The following is a 13,903-nucleotide window of genomic DNA, read 5'->3' as shown; positions in this document are numbered from 1 at the left end:
AGATCTATTACAGTTCAAAAAGGCGTTCTTCTACACGTTCAATTTCTTCATAAAGCTTACGAGTAAAACGTAATTTATCACACTGTTGAGATGCTTTCGTCCATTGTTGGGATTTCAGACTCTCAGAAAGTGTGGTCAATAATGACTGAGTTTCTTGTTTAATTTCTTTTGCAAAAGAATTTAATGCTTCTTCATCTTTCTGATGTTCAAGTTCTTCTAGTTGTTCTCGCCACTGTAACTGTTGCATTAAAAACGCCACATCTTGCGTACTTTTTTGTTCAAGATCGATCTGTTCACCTGTATTAAGGGCAATGATAGCTTCTGCTCGCAAAATTGGGTCTTTTAACGTTTTTAAGGCATCATTCACTTCGGTGGATTTTTGCATCGCAACGCGTTGTTCTAACGCACTACTTGATACAAAATTATCTGGATGCAGCGCCTTTTGTAATTCTAAATAACGTATATTTAGCGCCTTCTCATCTAACTGAAGATCAACAGGTAAATCAAAAATTTGAAAAGGATTTAACATTAGATTATTACCTTAAACATGGAAACTTTCGCCACAGCCACAAGATTCTTTTACATTTGGATTATTGTATTTGAAGCCTTCATTTAAGCCTTCTTTCACGTAATCCAACTCAATACCATTAAGATAAACTAAGCTTTTTGGATCGACAATAATATTCACACCGTGCTGTTCAAAAACTTGATCTTCTTCATTTAAGACATCAACAAATTCAAGCACATAAGCTAAGCCAGAGCAGCCTGATGTTTTCACACCTAAACGTAAACCAATACCTTTGCCACGATTATCCAAAAAAGCTTTCACTCGTTGAGCCGCTTTTTCTGTTAATGTAATACTCATATATCTCCCAAAACCACTAAAAGTGCGGTCAAAACCGACCGCACTTTTTCATATTATTCGCCTTTTTTGGATTTGTAATCAGCAATTGCCGCTTTAATTGCATCTTCCGCTAAAATGGAACAGTGTACTTTCACTGGTGGCAATTCTAACTCTTCTGCAATTTGGCTATTTTTGATAGCGCCTGCTTCTTCTAAAGATTTACCTTTCACCCACTCTGTAATTAATGAGCTAGATGCAATAGCAGAACCACAACCATAAGTCTTGAATTTTGCATCTTCAATAATGCCGTTATCATTTACTTTGATTTGTAACTGCATTACATCGCCACAAGCTGGCGCACCCACCATGCCAGTACCAACATTGCTATCTTTTTTATCCATGGAACCCACATTGCGCGGATTTTCATAATGATCGATTACTTTTTCGCTATAAGCCATTTTAACTTTCCTTTTTTAAATCCTTGAGAAATGCCATTTAATAATAGCAGTTAAATCCTAGTGAGCTGACCACTCAATGGTACTAAGGTCTATGCCTTCTTTAAACATATCCCATAATGGTGATAATGCACGAAGTTTTTCCACCGCACTTTTCATTAAATTAATGGTATAATCAATTTCTTCTTCAGTAGTGTAACGACCCAACGTAAAACGAATTGAGCTATGTGCCAATTCATCATTTAAACCAAGTGCGCGCAATACATAAGATGGCTCTAGGCTAGCTGATGTACAAGCAGAACCAGAAGATACAGCGATATCACGTAACGCCATCATTAAAGATTCACCTTCAACATAGTTAAAGCTAATATTTAAGTTACTATCTAAACGGTGCTCCATTGAGCCATTTACGTAGGTTTCTTCAATATCTTTTAAGCCATTATATAAACGATCACGAAGAGCTTTTAAACGTGGCATTTCAGATGCCATTTCTTCTTTTGCAATTCGATAAGCCTCGCCCATTCCCACGATTTGGTGGACAGGTAATGTACCTGAACGCATTCCACGCTCATGACCACCGCCATGAATAATCGCTTCTAAACGAATACGTGGTTTACGACGAACGTATAATGCACCAATACCTTTAGGTCCATAAAGTTTATGGCTAGACATAGATAATAAATCAACTGGTAGCTCTTCCAAGTTAATCGCAACCTTGCCCACACTTTGAGTTGCATCCACATGGAAAATCGTTTTATTTGCACGACAAAGCTCACCAATAGCTTTAATATCTTGCAACACACCAATTTCATTATTGGCATGCATAATTGAAACTAAAATAGTATCAGGACGAAGTGCGGCTTTAAATTTTTCTAAATCAATTAAACCATCAGACTCAGGTGATAAATAAGTCACTTCAAAACCTTCACGCTCTAATTGACGACAAGTATCTAATACGGCTTTATGCTCTGTTTTGCAAGTGATGATATGCTTACCTTTAGTTTGGTAAAAATGCGCAGCGCCTTTAATTGCAAGGTTATCTGATTCTGTCGCACCAGAAGTAAACACAATTTCACGAGAATCGGCACCAATAAGATCTGCAATTTGATTACGAGCCACGTCAACCGCTTCTTCTGCTTGCCAACCAAATTTATGCGAGCGAGAAGCTGGGTTACCGAATGTACCGTCAATGGTTAAAAATTCCATCATTTTCTTCGCAACACGCTCGTCCACAGGACAAGTTGCTGCATAGTCTAAATAAATAGGTAATTTCATTTTTCACTCCTAAATCATTCTAAATTTGACCGCACTTTAATGCATTCTGCACTGTACGGACTACTTTCCTTTATTGATTAACAATTAATAAATTCTCAAAATCGCTATGAGTTTGGCGTTTTGACTCACGTTTACTCACCAATTCAGCCAAAGTAATTTCATTGAGAAAACTTTCAATGCGATTACTCAGATCTTCCCACAATGTATGAGTTAAACATTCTACGCCATTTTGACAATTTCCACGACCAAGACATTTTGTCACATGAATATTTTCATTTACCGCTGAAATAATCATTCCCACTGAAATTTGATCACTTGGTAAACCTAGCTGATACCCACCGCCAGGTCCACGAACACTTTTTACTAATCCATCACGACGTAATTTAGCAAAAAGTTGTTCTAAATAAGATAACGAAATATGTTGACGTTCAGAAATATCTGCAAGGCTCACAGGACCTTTTTCTGCATTTAAAGCGATATCTAAAACCGCAGTGACTGCATAACGACCTTTCGATGTAAGTTTCATAAAGTGTTCCTAAAAAGTGATGTTGCAATATTTACATATCCTACCAAATCAGTCAATTAATCTAAATCAAGATCAATTCGTTTTTCGACCGTACTTAGCATGCCATTTAAAATATTTAATTCATTTTTTTCAAGTTGAGCGCGATAATATAAACGCTTTAATTTTTGCATAACACCTTGATTTTGAATGAATCCGAGTGACTGATATACACGCTCAGTATGCTCAAAAAAATAAGCGAGTTGTTCTGCAGTTGGATAGTTTTGTTCTATTAAAGAAAGTGAATTTTCCTTATTATCTTGAGCTAAAAATGCCATGCGCAATTCATAGCTTACCAACTGTACCGCCATTGCCAAATTTAAAGAAGAATAATCAGGATTAGCTGGGATATTCAAATGGTAATGACATTTCAACAATTCTTCATTCGTTAATCCAATACGTTCACGACCAAATACAATAGCTATCTTGCCTTCATGCGCTACAACTTTCTCCGCGCATTCTCTAGGCTCGATCAATGTACTTTGTAAATGACGTAAACGAGCACTTGTTCCAATCACCAGAGAGCAATCATCGACGGCCTCATCAAAACTATCGACAACTCTAGCATTTTTTACAATATCTTCTGCACCAGCTGAAAGAGCATAAGATTGTTCATCAACGGATTTTGGTGAAACAAGACAAAGCTGGGTCAATCCCATTGTTTTCATTGCTCTAGCAGCAGAACCAATATTACCGCTATGCGAAGTCTCAATTAAAACAATACGAATATTTTCCAACATAATGATGCCCGACTAAAATTTAAGGGTATTCTACCACAATAACCGCTAAAAATAGTCAAGAATTTAAGCAACTTAAAAGAAATTTAAAATATTAGAGATGAATAATACAAATAAGAATGGTGGGTTGTGAGAGGCTCGAACTCTCGACCAACGGATTAAGAGTCCGCTGCTCTACCAACTGAGCTAACAACCCAACTGGACAACTAAATCAGAGAGTGGTGGGTCGTGAAGGATTCGAACCTTCGACCAACGGATTAAAAGTCCGCTGCTCTACCGACTGAGCTAACGACCCACTGTGTTGATGAATTAATGATAGCGCATTTGTTTTAGAATCAAAAGAATAAATTCATTCTTTCAAGCTAATTGGTTAAATTACAAACGATGAAAACAAAACAGGATCCAATAAAAAATGGATCCTGTTTTTCAAGCATTAGAAATACTAAGAATTAGTACGCTAATACTGCACGACGGTTTTTAGAATATGCAGCTTCATCGTGACCTAATACTGCAGGTTTTTCTTCACCGTAAGATACTGTGCCTAATTTACCAGCATCAACACCTTTACCAGCTAAATAACCTTTAACTGCATCTGCACGACGTTGACCTAACGCGATGTTGTATTCTGGTGTACCGCGTTCGTCAGTGTTACCTTCTACTAATACTTTAGCAGCTGGAGTTGCATTTAAATATGCTGCGTGTGCATCTAAGATTTGAACGTATTCACCTTCGATGTTGTATTTGTCAAAACCGAAATATACGGTGTTGTAACGTTGTTGAAGATCAGAAACAGAGTAACCGCCAAAAGTTTGGCCTGCGCCATTGCCAGCAGCATCGTTGTTAGATGAACTACAAGCAGCTAATGCAGCTACAGAACCTGCAACTAATAATGATTTAACAAATTTGTTCATTAGATTTCTCCTCAATGAGTTTTCTTTATTTAGTTAAGTATGGCGACCAAGCAGGAAATTTCACTTGGCCATTACTTCCTGGAAGGCTCGCTTTGAAGCGACCATCTGCAGAAACTAATTGTAGCACCTTTCCTAAGCCTTGTGTAGAGCTATAAATAATCATAATTCCATTTGGTGAAAGACTTGGACTTTCGCCTAAGAAAGAGGTACTAAGTACTTCTGATGCACCAGATGTGAGATCTTGTTTAACAACATTATTGTTTCCATTAATCATCACAAGGGTTTTGCCATCAGCGCTAATTTGTGCACTACCGCGACCACCAACCGGTGTTGCACCACCACCGTTTGCACTCATACGATAAACTTGTGGTGAACCACTTCTATCGGATGTAAATAAAATTGAGCTACCGTCTGGAGACCAAGATGGTTCTGTATTATTACCTGCACCACGAGTTAATTGAGTCGGAGCGCCGCCGTGAGAGTTCATCACGTAAATATTTAATGAGCCATCCTGTGAAGAGGCGAAGGCTAAACGTGAACCATCTGGAGAGAATGCAGGAGCACCATTATGTCCAGGAAAAGAAGCCACCACTTTACGAGCACCAGAATTTAAATCTTGTACAACAAGTTGTGATTTTTTATTTTCAAAAGATACATACGCTAAACGTTGACCATCTGGAGACCAAGCTGGTGACATGATTGGTTGAGAGCTACGATTTACGATAAATTGATTATAGCCATCGTAGTCTGCAACACGCACTTCATAGGGTTGTGAACCGCCATTTTTTTGCACAACATAAGCGATACGAGTTCTAAACGCACCACGGATCGCAGTTAATTTTTCAAACACTTCATCACTAACAGTATGAGCACCATAGCGTAACCATTTATTTGTCACTGTATAGCTATTTTGCATTAATACCGCCCCTGGCGTACCTGATGCACCAACGGTATCAATTAATTGATAAGTAATACTATAACCATTACCAGATGGAACAACTTGTCCGACCACAATTGCGTCAATTCCAATATTAGACCAAGCTTCAGGATTTACCTCAGCTGCTGAAGTTGGACGTTGAGGCATCTGAGACACTGCAATAGGATTAAATTTACCACTGTTACGTAAATCATCAGCAACAATTTTGCTAATATCTTCCGGTGCAGATCCAGCAAACGGCACAACAGCTATAGGACGTGCACCATCAACCCCTTCATCAATTACAATGCGAACTTCATCATCTGCGAATGCATTGCTTGCAACAGCAAGTACAATCGCTAATACGCTCACTAAACGTTTTAATAATTTCATTTTGTTACCTTTAAAATTTAACAATAAATTTTTATAAAGAATTATCGAATATCAAAGTCAATAATTGGCGATTTATATTTCTCATAGATAGCATCCGATGGCGCTGCTGGAACTTTTTTCGTTCTAGCCACTGCACTTAATGCTGCTGTACAAATATCATCAGGACCTGAAATTTTTTGATATCCCAAGATTGTTCCATCTCGACTCAATTGAATTTTAATACGACAAACTTTCCCTGCAAAACTTGGATCTTTTAAGAAACGACGTTGAATCTCTTTCTTAATCACTCCAGCGTATTGATCTCCTACTTTGCCACCATCGCCAGAACCAAGCGCAGCACCGCTACCTTGAGATCCACCTTTATTCGCATTTCCGCCTTTAGATGCACTACCGCCACCAATATCTCCGCCATTTAAGAAATCATCTAAACTGGCTTGGTCCGCTTTTCGTTTTGCTGCATCCGCTTTAGCTTTAGCATCTGCAGCAGCCTTAGCTTTCGCCTCTGCCGCAGCCTTAGCTTCTGCATCTGCTTTTGCCTTAGCATCAGCAGCGGCTTTAGCTTTTGCATCTGCTTCAGCTTTCGCTTTAGCCTCAGCTTTTGCTTTAGCAGCGGCTTCAGCTTTTGCCTTGGCTTCTGCTTCTTGTTTTGCTTTTTGTGCTGCAAGTTCTGCCGCTTTAGCTTTCGCCTCTTCTTCAGCTTGTTTTGCTGCGGCAGCTAAACGTTTAGCTTCTGCATCTGCTTTTAATTTTGCAGCTTCAGCCGCTTGTTTAGCCTTAGCCTCTTCAGCTTGTTTCTGTTTTTCCGAAGCTTCTTGACGAGCTTGCTCTTGTTGTTTTTTTATTTCTTGCTGACGTTGCTGTTCTTGCTGACGTTTTAACTCTTCTTGTCGTTGAACTTCCTGTTGACGCTTAATCTCTTCTTGATTAGGTTGTGGCGGTTTTTCTTCAACAACGGGTTCTGGACGTTTCTGCTTATCCGCTTGCCCTTTTTTCTGTTGTTGAATTCTACCCCATTCTTGCGCTGCAGAGCCAGTATCGACCATTACCGCCCCCATTGCATCGCCCTCACCTTCACCACCACCCATAATTTCAACTGTATGGTAGAAAGAGCTGACAATCAACAATCCAAACAAAACAAGGTGCATCACTATAGAAATAACAAATGCATTTGCGCCTTTTTTTTGTCGATTATTTTGCACGGTTACCTACTTAGTTAAATTGGGTTTGTCATTAAACCAACAGATTTAATTCCAGCAAGGTGGAGCAGATTAAGTGCTTTAATCACTTCTTCATAGGGAACTTCCTTAGCTCCACCCACTAAAAATAGTGTGTTATTATCTTTATCAAATTCTTGTCGAGATAACTGTCTCACCATTTCTTCCGTTAACCCTTCTTGACGTTCTCCGCCAATAGAAATCGCATATTGTCCAACCCCTGAAACTTCAAGAATTACCGGCACTTTATCTTCATTAGATACATTTTGACTTTGCACTGAATCCGGCAATTCCACTTGTACACTTTGGCTAATAATTGGCGCTGTTGCCATAAAGATCAACACAAGCACTAACAATACATCCAAAAACGGGACAATATTAATTTCAGATTTAATATCTTTACGCTGACGACGAGCCATAATTCAAATCTCTCTTATTTTTCACCGCACTTAACGAAAGAGTGCGGTGTATTTTTTCTATATTTTAGTGTGGTGCTTTGCCGAAAGCTTGGCGATGTAAAATCGTCGTAAATTCATCAATAAAGTTACCATAATTCTGTTCAATAGCATTCACACGTAAACTTAAACGGTTATAAGCCATTACAGCTGGAATCGCAGCAAATAAACCGATTGCAGTAGCAATCAATGCCTCGGCGATACCAGGAGCAACCATTTGTAAAGTTGCTTGCTTAGCACCACTTAATGCCATAAAAGCGTGCATGATACCCCAAACGGTTCCGAATAAACCGATATAAGGGCTAACAGAAGCTACTGTAGCCAAAAATGGTACGCGACTTTCAAGGCTTTCAACTTCACGATTCATTGTAAGATTCATTGCTCGCGTGGTTCCTTTAATAATTGCCTCTGGCGCATCAGGATTCACTTGTTTCAAGCGAGAAAACTCTTTGAAACCAACAAAGAAAATTTGCTCACTACCCGTTAAAATATCACGACGATTTGATAATCCTTCATATAGCTTATTCAAATCTTCACCAGACCAGAAACGATCTTCAAAAGTATTCGCTTCTTTTAAAGCAGCCGTTAAAACTCGGCTACGTTGGATAATAATCGCCCAAGAAATAATTGAAAATGAAATCAAAATCACAATTACAAGTTGAACAACAATACTTGCTTTTAGAAAAAGATCTAAGAAATTCAATTCTGCAGTCATTGCATACTCCGAAAAGTTTATTTTAGGTTGTAAAATGCAGCTTTTACTTCTTTAGGAAGAGCCACAGGTTTCATATTGCCAAGATGAACACTGGCTACCTTGACTGTAGCCTTTGATAACATCACCGTATCACGCATAAGTCTTTGCTCAAAAAGGATTGTTGCACCTTTTATCTCTATGACATCTGTTTCTACCGTGAGTAAATCATCCAATTTTGCCGCAACGCAATAATCAATAGCGAGCGATTTGACAACAAACGCGAGTTGTTGTTCTTGTAATAAAGTTTGCTGCGTAAAATTTAACGCTCGCAAATATTCTGTTCTAGCCCGCTCAAAAAAATGCAAATAACGAGCATGATACACAACGCCACCAGCATCAGTATCTTCATAATATACTCGAACGGGAAGATAGAAGGTTTTTTCTGACATTATTAAGCTTTGCCCACCGCAATAGGTCGGATATTTTAGAACCTGTTTTTTAGATAAGCAATATGCCGAAGAAAAAAATCATCCTCGTAAATAAAAATGCTCTACAGCACTAATCAATATAATGATATAAGCGATATAAGGTAAGAAAAGTAGTTTCCAAATTACGCTTTTAATTTCAAATCCGATTCCATGAATCCAAACCGTAATCAATCCCCAAAAGATCATCAAAATCCACCAAGGAGAATCATTTCGTAACAACGTTGAAAAATTATCAATATTAAAGAAAAATACGGCTGTTAGTCCTAGCGCTAAAATAAATGAAAGGGTTCGAAACGAACCCTTATTAATTAATTGATAGAGTGAATGAATCATATTACTCGTCAAATTTTCCTGCTTTTTCTTTGCCAATGGTTAATTTTGCGCTGGCAAATATAGCTAATAACACACCCACTACCCAAATTACATATAACATATTAATCTCCTTAGTATAATGAGTGTTTATTTTCATCAATGAAATTCGCATCTAAGCGACCAAACATCTTCGAATAAGACCAAATGGTATAAACCAAAGAAATAGCCACAAAGATAAGTGCAAAAATCAACATTAACGTTAATGTTAATTCACTTGAAGTTGCATCCCACATTAACAAACTCTGTTCAGGGTGTGAGCTTGAAGGCATCACAAATGGGAACATAGATACTGCAGCAGTAATAATTACACCGGCCATTGTTAATGCAGAGAAAAAGAATGCGAAACCACAACGATTAGCTTTAGAAAATGCCGCATTTAATAGCGCAGCAACTACTGCTAATGCAGGGAAAATCCAAAGAATTGGCATTTCATTGAAATTTCTAAACCATGCACCAGTTTCGACAGCAACTTCTTTATTCATTGGAGAAGATGGAGCGTAATGATCCACTACACTCGTTACTACATAACCCTCTTTAAAGTATAACCATGCTCCAGCTAATACAAACGCAATTAAAGTGACAATCGCACCGATTTGGCTCACTGAGCGAGCGCGATCACGCAATTCTTCGGTTGTTTTCATTTGTAACCAGTTCGCACCGTGAGTTACAAGCATTGATAAGCTAATAACACCACACAATAATGCAAATGGATTTAATAATTCAAAGAATGAACCGGTATAAGTTACTTGAGTCAATTCGTTGAAATGGAATGGAACACCTTGTAATAAATTACCAAAAGCCACACCAAATACTAATGCTGGAACAAAACCACCTGCGAATAGTCCCCAATCCCAAACAGAACGCCAAGTCGGGTTATCAATTTTTGCACGATATTCAAAACCCAATGGGCGTAAGAATAACGCAGCTAAAACCAATACTAAAGCGATGTAGAAACCTGAGAATGAAACTGCATATACAATTGGCCATGCCGCAAATACTGCGCCGCCTGCAGTTAACAACCAAACTTGGTTACCATCCCAATGTGGGGCAATAGAGTTGATCATAATACGGCGTTCCACTTCTTTTTTACCTGTTACAGGTAAAAGTGCAGTCACGCCCATATCAAATCCATCAGTTACAGAGAAACCGATCAATAATACAACGACTAACACCCACCAAATAAAACGTAGAAATTCATAATCAATCATAATTCATCTCCTGCTTATTTAGATGATTGTTCAAAGTAGTATTTGCCGGTTTTTAACGCACTAGGACCCAAACGCGCATATTTAAACATCAAATACATCTCAACAATAATGAACGCAAGATAAAGCGCACAAATTAAACCAATAGAGAACCATAAATCGCCAGTACTTAACTGAGACGCCGATACCCCAACAGGTAAAACTTCATAAATTGCCCATGGTTGACGACCAAATTCAGCTAAGAACCAACCAAATTCAATCGCTAAGAATGGCAATGGAATACTCCAAAGCAATGCTTTAAGTAATAAGCGAGAAGAAGTCACTTTGTTACGTAAATTCTGAACAAATGCACCGAAAGCTAATAAGATAATTAAACCACCAGCCGCTAACATACCACGGAAAGCCCAGAAGTTAGGACCTACATTTGGAATAGTATCACGCGCAGCTTGTTTAATTTGTTCCTCAGTCGCATCAACAATATTATTTGTGTAGCGTTTTAACAATAAACCGAAACCAAGATCTTTTTTAACTTCATTAAATTGTGCTTTTGTTTCTTCATTTACTTGGCCATTTGCTTTTTTCTCAGCCTTTAATTGAGTAAACAATTCATAAGCATGAATACCGTTACGTACACGATTTTCATTTAATAATTGAAGATCTTTCAAGCCAGTAATTTCTTTATCTACAGAGCGAGTAGCAATTAAACCACCAAGATAAGGAATTTCAATCGCAAAATCATTTTTCATTTCTGTCGAATTAGGGATTGCGACTGGATGGAATGGTGCTGGAGCTGCATGAGTATCAAACTCAGCTTCCATTGCAGCCAATTTCACAGGTTGTGCTTTACCGATGTCATAACCTGATTCATCACCCATAATTAATACAGCTGATGCAGCAATAAAACCAAATGTTGCCGCGACAGAGAATGAACGTTTAGCAAAACCAATATCGCGACCTTTTAATAAATAGAATGCGCTGATACCTAATACAAACATTGCACCGGTTGTATAACCTGCTGTTAATGTGTGTAAGAATTTACTTTGCGCAACTGGATTTAACCAAAGATCTAAGAAGCTCGTCATTTCCATACGTACTGTCTCAAAATTAAATTCTGAGCCAGCTGGAGACTGCATCCAACCATTAGCAACTAAAATCCACATTGCAGATAAGTTCGAACCGAAAGCTACACAATATGTAGCAAGTAAGTGTTTACCTTTAGTTAAACGATCCCAACCAAAGAAGAATAACCCCACAAAAGTTGATTCTAAGAAAAAGGCTAGTAACGCTTCAATCGCTAATGGCGCACCAAAAATATCACCTACATAATGAGAATAATAAGACCAGTTAGTACCGAATTGGAATTCCATAATGATACCTGTGGTCACCCCAAGGGCGAAGTTAATACCAAATAACTTACCCCAGAATCTTGTCATATCTTTATAAACTTCTTTGCCTGTCGCCACATAAATGGTTTCCATAATCACAAGGACGAATGACAAACCTAATGTCAGCGGCACGAAAATGAAGTGATACAACGCAGTTAAAGCAAACTGCAAGCGAGAAAGGTCAACAACGTCCAACATTCTCAACTCCTCTGTATAAACAACATTAGTTCCAATGATGATTAAAAAGGCAAAGCCTTAAATAATCCCTAATCACTCAACTCCAATCAGCTAAGCTTAAATTGGTTTATCTACATAATCATTCTCAAATAGTTAAAAAACACCAATTATTATAGAGATAAGCCAAATTGGCGGGTATTCTACTACTAAATACAAGGATAAAAAACAGTAAAAACGATATCTAGATCACATTTTTGACATAAGACATAAAATACCTATTATTTATTAAAGATAATTTAATTGATATAAATCAATTTTGCTATTTTTTGTACAAAAATATACGTTACACGTGATCCTTATCACAATTTACAACAATAAATGACTTCAAAAGCTAGACATACTAAGTATATTTTGCTATTTTCCCGCCTAGTTTAATTTTTAGATTTCATAATAAAGAGAAACAAGGACTTAAAATGAAAAAAACATTCCTTATTTTAACCGCACTTTTCTCTACTGTATCAACCTCTACTTTTGCATCAAATATTCTGCCACAACAATGTGAACAACTATTTAAAGAAACAGAGAATTTGATTGCGCAAGCAGAAAAACAACCTGGCACACATACACAGGTAGGAAAAATTAAAAATAAGTTAAACCAAAGTAAACAACAAATTCTTCAAATGGAATTAGCGACTCAGTTAAAAAGTTGTGAAGTAGGTTTAGCAAAATTAAGTAACTTGAAAAGTTATAGTGAGTAATTAAAAAAGCCTTATTGAGTACAATAAGGCTTTTTTAGTGGTTAAATTTATCTAGTCTGATAATTTCTGCAGACCGAAATGGCGATAAGTTTGCGATGTTGCGATACGGCCACGCGGCGTTCTTTGTAGAAACCCCTGTTGAATCAAATAAGGCTCTAACACATCTTCAATGGTATCGCGTTCTTCACCGATTGCAGCAGCAAGATTATCCAGTCCTACTGGCCCGCCGTCAAAACGTTCAATAACTGCAGACAATAATTTTCTATCTAAATAATCAAATCCGGCATCATCTACATCCAACATTGAAAGCGCTTGTTTTGCCACATCTACCGAAATTACTCCCCCATTACGTACATCTGCATAATCACGCACGCGTCGTAATAAACGGTTTGCAATTCGAGGCGTGCCTCGTGAACGACGAGCTATCTCAAAAGCGGCTTGCTGTTCTAATTCAAGATTCAAACACCCCGCACTTCTTGCAACGATAGATGTTAAATCTTCTACAGAATAGAATTCCAAACGTTGTACAATACCAAAACGATCACGCAATGGCGAAGTCAAAGAACCCGCTCTTGTCGTCGCGCCAACCAAAGTAAAAGGTGGCAAATCTAATTTAATAGAACGCGCAGCAGGCCCTTCACCAATCATAATATCCAATTGATAATCTTCCATTGCTGGATAAAGGACTTCTTCAATTGCAGGGGAAAGTCGATGAATTTCATCAATAAATAACACATCGTGCGGTTCAAGATTAGTTAGCATTGCAGCCAAATCTCCCGCTTTTTCTAATACTGGCCCAGATGTCGTACGAATATTCACGCCCATTTCATTTGCCACAATATTAGCAAGAGTGGTTTTTCCTAAACCTGGAGGGCCAAAAATCAATAAATGATCTAAGGCATCTTGACGTAGTTTGGCTGCCTTGATGAAAATATCCATTTGCTCGCGCACTTGCGGCTGCCCAACATAATCTGCTAATAATTTCGGACGAATAGCGCGGTCAATAACATCTTCATCAAGTTTAGCTTGCCCGCTAATAATTCTATCTGCTTCAATCATGTC

Annotated in this window: 17 protein-coding genes and 2 tRNA genes; 1 reads left to right on the top strand and 18 read right to left on the bottom strand. The window is 38.0% G+C overall.

Annotated features, from left to right (window positions below; genetic code table 11):
* Positions 1-7: 7 nt before the first annotated feature.
* From hscB to AC6H0J_RS04525, 17 genes are all read right to left on the bottom strand, one after another.
* Positions 8-529 carry a Fe-S protein assembly co-chaperone HscB gene (hscB, locus tag AC6H0J_RS04605; RefSeq protein WP_118817458.1) on the bottom strand — a complete coding sequence of 174 codons (522 nt, stop codon included), beginning with the start codon at positions 527-529 and terminating at the stop codon, positions 8-10.
* Between the two features lie 12 nt (positions 530-541).
* Entirely contained in the window at positions 542-865 is a 324-nt protein-coding gene (gene iscA, locus AC6H0J_RS04600; RefSeq protein ID WP_005626961.1) for an iron-sulfur cluster assembly protein IscA, read from the bottom strand.
* Positions 866-918: 53 nt separating this feature from the next.
* The gene (iscU, locus tag AC6H0J_RS04595) at positions 919-1,302 is read right to left on the bottom strand and encodes a Fe-S cluster assembly scaffold IscU (protein WP_005626962.1); all 384 of its coding nucleotides are present in this window, start codon (positions 1,300-1,302) and stop codon (positions 919-921) included.
* Positions 1,303-1,359: 57 nt separating this feature from the next.
* Positions 1,360-2,574: an IscS subfamily cysteine desulfurase gene (locus AC6H0J_RS04590; protein ID WP_005626963.1), complete on the bottom strand. Its 1,215-nt coding sequence runs from the start codon at positions 2,572-2,574 to the stop codon at positions 1,360-1,362.
* A gap of 70 nt (positions 2,575-2,644) precedes the next feature.
* Positions 2,645-3,100 (bottom strand): Fe-S cluster assembly transcriptional regulator IscR, encoded by a 456-nt coding sequence (iscR, locus tag AC6H0J_RS04585; RefSeq protein ID WP_005630093.1) that lies wholly within the window; start codon positions 3,098-3,100, stop codon positions 2,645-2,647.
* Between the two features lie 56 nt (positions 3,101-3,156).
* Positions 3,157-3,876 carry a tRNA (cytosine(32)/uridine(32)-2'-O)-methyltransferase TrmJ gene (trmJ, locus tag AC6H0J_RS04580; protein WP_005626965.1) on the bottom strand — a complete coding sequence of 240 codons (720 nt, stop codon included), beginning with the start codon at positions 3,874-3,876 and terminating at the stop codon, positions 3,157-3,159.
* A gap of 117 nt (positions 3,877-3,993) precedes the next feature.
* Positions 3,994-4,069: transfer RNA gene (locus AC6H0J_RS04575), tRNA-Lys, on the bottom strand.
* 23 nt (positions 4,070-4,092) lie between these two features.
* Positions 4,093-4,168: transfer RNA gene (locus AC6H0J_RS04570), tRNA-Lys, on the bottom strand.
* A 154-nt stretch (positions 4,169-4,322) separates the two neighbouring features.
* On the bottom strand, positions 4,323-4,784 hold the full coding sequence (gene pal, locus AC6H0J_RS04565; protein WP_005626966.1) for a peptidoglycan-associated lipoprotein Pal: 462 nt from the start codon (positions 4,782-4,784) through the stop codon (positions 4,323-4,325).
* Between the two features lie 25 nt (positions 4,785-4,809).
* On the bottom strand, positions 4,810-6,093 hold the full coding sequence (tolB, locus tag AC6H0J_RS04560) for a Tol-Pal system beta propeller repeat protein TolB (protein WP_005626967.1): 1,284 nt from the start codon (positions 6,091-6,093) through the stop codon (positions 4,810-4,812).
* 41 nt (positions 6,094-6,134) lie between these two features.
* Complete coding sequence (tolA, locus tag AC6H0J_RS04555; RefSeq protein WP_497512914.1) at positions 6,135-7,292, bottom strand: cell envelope integrity protein TolA; 1,158 nt, start codon at positions 7,290-7,292, stop codon at positions 6,135-6,137.
* A gap of 14 nt (positions 7,293-7,306) precedes the next feature.
* Positions 7,307-7,726, bottom strand: coding sequence for a colicin uptake protein TolR (gene tolR, locus AC6H0J_RS04550; protein WP_005626970.1), 420 nt, complete (start codon positions 7,724-7,726; stop codon positions 7,307-7,309).
* 64 nt (positions 7,727-7,790) lie between these two features.
* Complete coding sequence (gene tolQ, locus AC6H0J_RS04545) at positions 7,791-8,477, bottom strand: protein TolQ (RefSeq protein WP_005626973.1); 687 nt, start codon at positions 8,475-8,477, stop codon at positions 7,791-7,793.
* A gap of 17 nt (positions 8,478-8,494) precedes the next feature.
* A complete protein-coding gene (gene ybgC, locus AC6H0J_RS04540) occupies positions 8,495-8,905 on the bottom strand; it encodes a tol-pal system-associated acyl-CoA thioesterase (protein ID WP_005626975.1) in 411 nt (136 codons plus the stop codon).
* 78 nt (positions 8,906-8,983) lie between these two features.
* A complete protein-coding gene (gene ybgE / locus AC6H0J_RS04535) occupies positions 8,984-9,277 on the bottom strand; it encodes a cyd operon protein YbgE (protein WP_005626977.1) in 294 nt (97 codons plus the stop codon).
* A gap of 110 nt (positions 9,278-9,387) precedes the next feature.
* A complete protein-coding gene (gene cydB / locus AC6H0J_RS04530; protein WP_497512912.1) occupies positions 9,388-10,524 on the bottom strand; it encodes a cytochrome d ubiquinol oxidase subunit II in 1,137 nt (378 codons plus the stop codon).
* Between the two features lie 14 nt (positions 10,525-10,538).
* Complete coding sequence (locus tag AC6H0J_RS04525; RefSeq protein ID WP_114909404.1) at positions 10,539-12,104, bottom strand: cytochrome ubiquinol oxidase subunit I; 1,566 nt, start codon at positions 12,102-12,104, stop codon at positions 10,539-10,541.
* Between the two features lie 452 nt (positions 12,105-12,556).
* Here AC6H0J_RS04525 and AC6H0J_RS04520 point away from each other — a divergent pair, with 452 nt between their 5' ends.
* Positions 12,557-12,841 carry a DUF5339 domain-containing protein gene (locus AC6H0J_RS04520; protein WP_005630076.1) on the top strand — a complete coding sequence of 95 codons (285 nt, stop codon included), beginning with the start codon at positions 12,557-12,559 and terminating at the stop codon, positions 12,839-12,841.
* A gap of 51 nt (positions 12,842-12,892) precedes the next feature.
* On the opposite strand, the gene ruvB is transcribed toward AC6H0J_RS04520, so the two are convergent.
* Complete coding sequence (gene ruvB, locus AC6H0J_RS04515; RefSeq protein ID WP_046953112.1) at positions 12,893-13,900, bottom strand: Holliday junction branch migration DNA helicase RuvB; 1,008 nt, start codon at positions 13,898-13,900, stop codon at positions 12,893-12,895.
* Between the last annotated feature and the right edge of the window lie 3 nt (positions 13,901-13,903).

The sequence above is a fragment of the Haemophilus sp. THUN1691 genome (assembly GCF_059704425.1).
The sequence above is the reverse complement of the archived record's forward strand: the minus strand, read 5'-3'. Positions and strand labels throughout refer to the sequence as shown.

Bases quoted from the DNA above. Each gene is read 5' to 3' on its own strand.
- hscB (WP_118817458.1), bottom strand. From the start codon at position 529: ATGTTAAATCCTTTTCAAATTTTTGATTTACCTGTTGATCTTCAGTTA.
- iscA (WP_005626961.1), bottom strand. From the start codon at position 865: ATGAGTATTACATTAACAGAAAAAGCGGCTCAACGAGTGAAAGCTTTT.
- iscU (WP_005626962.1), bottom strand. From the start codon at position 1,302: ATGGCTTATAGCGAAAAAGTAATCGATCATTATGAAAATCCGCGCAAT.
- AC6H0J_RS04590 (WP_005626963.1), bottom strand. From the start codon at position 2,574: ATGAAATTACCTATTTATTTAGACTATGCAGCAACTTGTCCTGTGGAC.
- iscR (WP_005630093.1), bottom strand. From the start codon at position 3,100: ATGAAACTTACATCGAAAGGTCGTTATGCAGTCACTGCGGTTTTAGAT.
- trmJ (WP_005626965.1), bottom strand. From the start codon at position 3,876: ATGTTGGAAAATATTCGTATTGTTTTAATTGAGACTTCGCATAGCGGT.
- pal (WP_005626966.1), bottom strand. From the start codon at position 4,784: ATGAACAAATTTGTTAAATCATTATTAGTTGCAGGTTCTGTAGCTGCA.
- tolB (WP_005626967.1), bottom strand. From the start codon at position 6,093: ATGAAATTATTAAAACGTTTAGTGAGCGTATTAGCGATTGTACTTGCT.
- tolR (WP_005626970.1), bottom strand. From the start codon at position 7,726: ATGGCTCGTCGTCAGCGTAAAGATATTAAATCTGAAATTAATATTGTC.
- tolQ (WP_005626973.1), bottom strand. From the start codon at position 8,477: ATGACTGCAGAATTGAATTTCTTAGATCTTTTTCTAAAAGCAAGTATT.
- ybgC (WP_005626975.1), bottom strand. From the start codon at position 8,905: ATGTCAGAAAAAACCTTCTATCTTCCCGTTCGAGTATATTATGAAGAT.
- ybgE (WP_005626977.1), bottom strand. From the start codon at position 9,277: ATGATTCATTCACTCTATCAATTAATTAATAAGGGTTCGTTTCGAACC.
- cydB (WP_497512912.1), bottom strand. From the start codon at position 10,524: ATGATTGATTATGAATTTCTACGTTTTATTTGGTGGGTGTTAGTCGTT.
- AC6H0J_RS04525 (WP_114909404.1), bottom strand. From the start codon at position 12,104: ATGTTGGACGTTGTTGACCTTTCTCGCTTGCAGTTTGCTTTAACTGCG.
- AC6H0J_RS04520 (WP_005630076.1), top strand. From the start codon at position 12,557: ATGAAAAAAACATTCCTTATTTTAACCGCACTTTTCTCTACTGTATCA.
- ruvB (WP_046953112.1), bottom strand. From the start codon at position 13,900: ATGATTGAAGCAGATAGAATTATTAGCGGGCAAGCTAAACTTGATGAA.